Genomic DNA, 2,789 nt, shown 5'->3' with positions numbered 1-2,789 from the left:
CCACCGGCGAAATCCCCGAGGTCGACAGCGTGGACATCGCATGGATCAACGCCGTCAGCGACCGGTCCCCCGCCATCAGCAGGCAGACCCACAAGAGCACCGTCAGCCCGGTATAGATCGGGGCGAGCGACACCGCGTAATGGGCAATGCGCTCGGACATCTCCGCCCCGCCATCGGCCGCCGGGGCCGCCGCGGCCGGCGCGCCCGAGGGACCGCCCGAGAAAAACACCTCGAACCCGCCCAGCCGCATCGGCGCGAGCACCGCGATCGCCATCACGAGGATGAAGAACCCACCCATCCACGCGACGAGCCCGCGCCACAGATGGACCGACCCGACCAGCCGGGTGGGCTCGTAGAGCGTGCCGCCCGTGGTCGTGAAGGCCGAGACCATCTCCCACCAGCTGTTGAAGAAGGACGTGTCCCGCACCGCGACATAGAACGGCACCGCCAGCATCAGCGGCAGCACCGTGAAGGCAGCGAGCATGATCAGAAGGCTCGCCCGCCCCGCGCGCGCAGGCCGCGGGTTCGACCCGTTGGCCAGACCGATCAGGGCCGTCGCGAAGAGGAACAGCGTGGCGGAATAGAAAAACGCCCGCGCCGTGTGGTGATGGTGGGTCAAAAGCGCATGGATCGCGGGCACATACATCGCCAGCGCCGAGACTCCCATCAGGAGGATCGGCAGCGGCAAGGCCTTGATCATGCGTTCCATGCGGACCGCCCCTTAGAAGAAGTCGATGGAGACCTGCAACAGGCGCTCCACTTCGGGCACATCGGAGGTCAGCGCGAACAGGACCACGATATCGCCTTCTTCAATGCGGGTATTGCCGGTGGGCTTGACGATCTTGTCGCCCTTGCGGATCGCACCGATCAACACGCCTTCGGGGAAATCGACGTCGCGCACCGCCTTGCCCGACATCGGCGAGGTGCCCATGACCTGCGCCTCGATCGCCTCGCCCTCGGCATCCCCGATCGAGTAGATCGCGCGCACCCGGCCATGCCGGATATGGCGCAGGATCGACGACACGGTGGTCGCGCGCGGGTTGATATAGGCGTCGATATCGAGCGCACTCAGCAAGGGCGCGAGCGTAGGGTCGTTGATCAGACAGATCGCCATGCGGCAGCCCGCCTGCTTGGCGCGCACCGAGACGAGGATGTTGGTCTTGTCGTCATCGGTGATTGCAAGAACCGCATCGGCGGTGGCGATATTCGCCTCCTCCAGCAGCTCCGAGCTCATCCCGTCGCCATTGAGCACGATGGTCCGGTCCAGCGCATCGGCGGCCTTCTCGGCCTGCGCGCGCGAGCGTTCGATGATCTTGGCGCGCACCCGCTCGGTCCGCGCTTCGAGCGCCTTGGCCACGCTGAGACCCACATTCCCGCCGCCGATGATGACGATGCGTTCCTGCTTCTGGGTGGATTTGCCGAAGATATCGAGCGTCCGGTTCACGTCCTCGACATGGGCGAAGACATAGATCTGGTCGCCCGCGAACAGCTGATCGCCCGGCTCGGGCGCGAACAGCCGCCCCTCGCGGCGAATGCCGACCACGACCGCGCGCAGCGTCGAGAACAGATCGGTGAGCTGCCGCAGCGGCGTGTCGAGCACCGGGCAATCCGCATCGAGCTCGATCCCCAGAAGCTGCAGCTGCTCGTCGAGGAAGCTTTCCGTGTCGAAGGTCGAGGGCGCCGCCAGACGTCGCAGCGCGGCCTCGGCCACCTCGCGCTCCGGCGAGATGATCACGTCGATCGGCAGGTGGTCCCGGCGATAGAGATCGGAATACTGCGGCTGCAGATAGCTTTGCGCCCGGATGCGGGCGATCTTGCGCGTGATCCCGAAGACCGACATCGCGACCTGACAGGTCACCATGTTGACCTCGTCCGAATGGGTCGCGGCGATCATCAGATCGCAGTCGCGCGCGCCGGCCTGCTCCAGAATATCGGGATGCGAGGCGAACCCCACGACGCCCTGGACGTCGAGCGTATCGGCCGCGCGCCGCACCAATTCGGGATTGGAATCGACCACCGTGACGTCGTTGCGTTCGCCCGCCAGATGGCGCGCGATCTGCCAACCGACCTGACCCGCACCACAGATGATGACCTTCATGGCAAATGCCTCCGCGCCTCACTTGGCCCCTATCTAGGCCGCGTTGCCGGGGGTGGTCAAATGGCAAACGTGCAAGCCGCACGTCGCGGCGAAAACCTAAGCCCCTTCCTCTTGGGTAAAATATCCCGGGGGAATCTCCGGAGGAGATGGGGGCAGCGCCCCCTGCCCGCTTCACCGGAACAGCACCAGCGCCCCGGGCGACCATGCGACGCGGGTGCGGGTGCCGACTTCCAGTACGGGGCGGCCGAACACGTTGCGCATCGAGATACGGACCGGTTTTTCGGTGCCGTCGAGGCGCACGTCGTAATAGGTCATGTCGCCGTAATAGACGACCTCGTCGATCGTGCCGGGCGCCTCACGGTCGGAGGCCTGTTGACCTTCGTAAAGAAGCGTTAGGGTTTCCGGTCGGAAGCCCACCGCCGCACCATCACCAGCAGGCGCGCTCGAGATTTGGCTTTGTGCAACCTCCAGTCGGCCAAGCCCCGCAACCTCTGCCGTGACCGCGTCGCCCGACCCGTCCGTCACCGAGGCGGGCAGGAAGTTCATCACCCCGATGAAATCGGCCACGCGGCGCGAATTCGGGCGACCATAGAGCACTTCGGGATCGGCAAGCTGGGCGATCTCACCCTCGAACATCACCGCGATCCGGTCCGACATGACCAGCGCCTCTTCCTGATCGTGGGTCACGAAG

At 65.6% G+C, this 2,789-nt stretch carries 2 protein-coding genes and 1 pseudogene; all 3 read right to left on the bottom strand.

Features of this window, described 5'->3' with window-relative positions; genetic code table 11:
- A pseudogene (locus B3D39_RS11485) lies at window positions 1–709 on the bottom strand (TrkH family potassium uptake protein); the annotation flags it as partial.
- Between the two features lie 12 nt (window positions 710–721).
- Window positions 722–2,098 (bottom strand): Trk system potassium transporter TrkA, encoded by a 1,377-nt coding sequence (trkA, locus tag B3D39_RS11480; RefSeq protein ID WP_078520699.1) that lies wholly within the window; start codon window positions 2,096–2,098, stop codon window positions 722–724.
- A gap of 171 nt (window positions 2,099–2,269) precedes the next feature.
- On the bottom strand, window positions 2,270–2,789 hold a 520-nt coding region (locus tag B3D39_RS11475), incomplete at its 5' end, for a TOBE domain-containing protein (protein WP_286789706.1).

It is taken from the genome of Thioclava sp. UBA3469 (assembly GCF_002378135.1).
Lineage (GTDB): Bacteria > Pseudomonadota > Alphaproteobacteria > Rhodobacterales > Rhodobacteraceae > Thioclava > Thioclava sediminum.
Note: the sequence above shows the minus strand (reverse complement) of the source record. Positions and strands in the feature narration are given on the sequence as shown.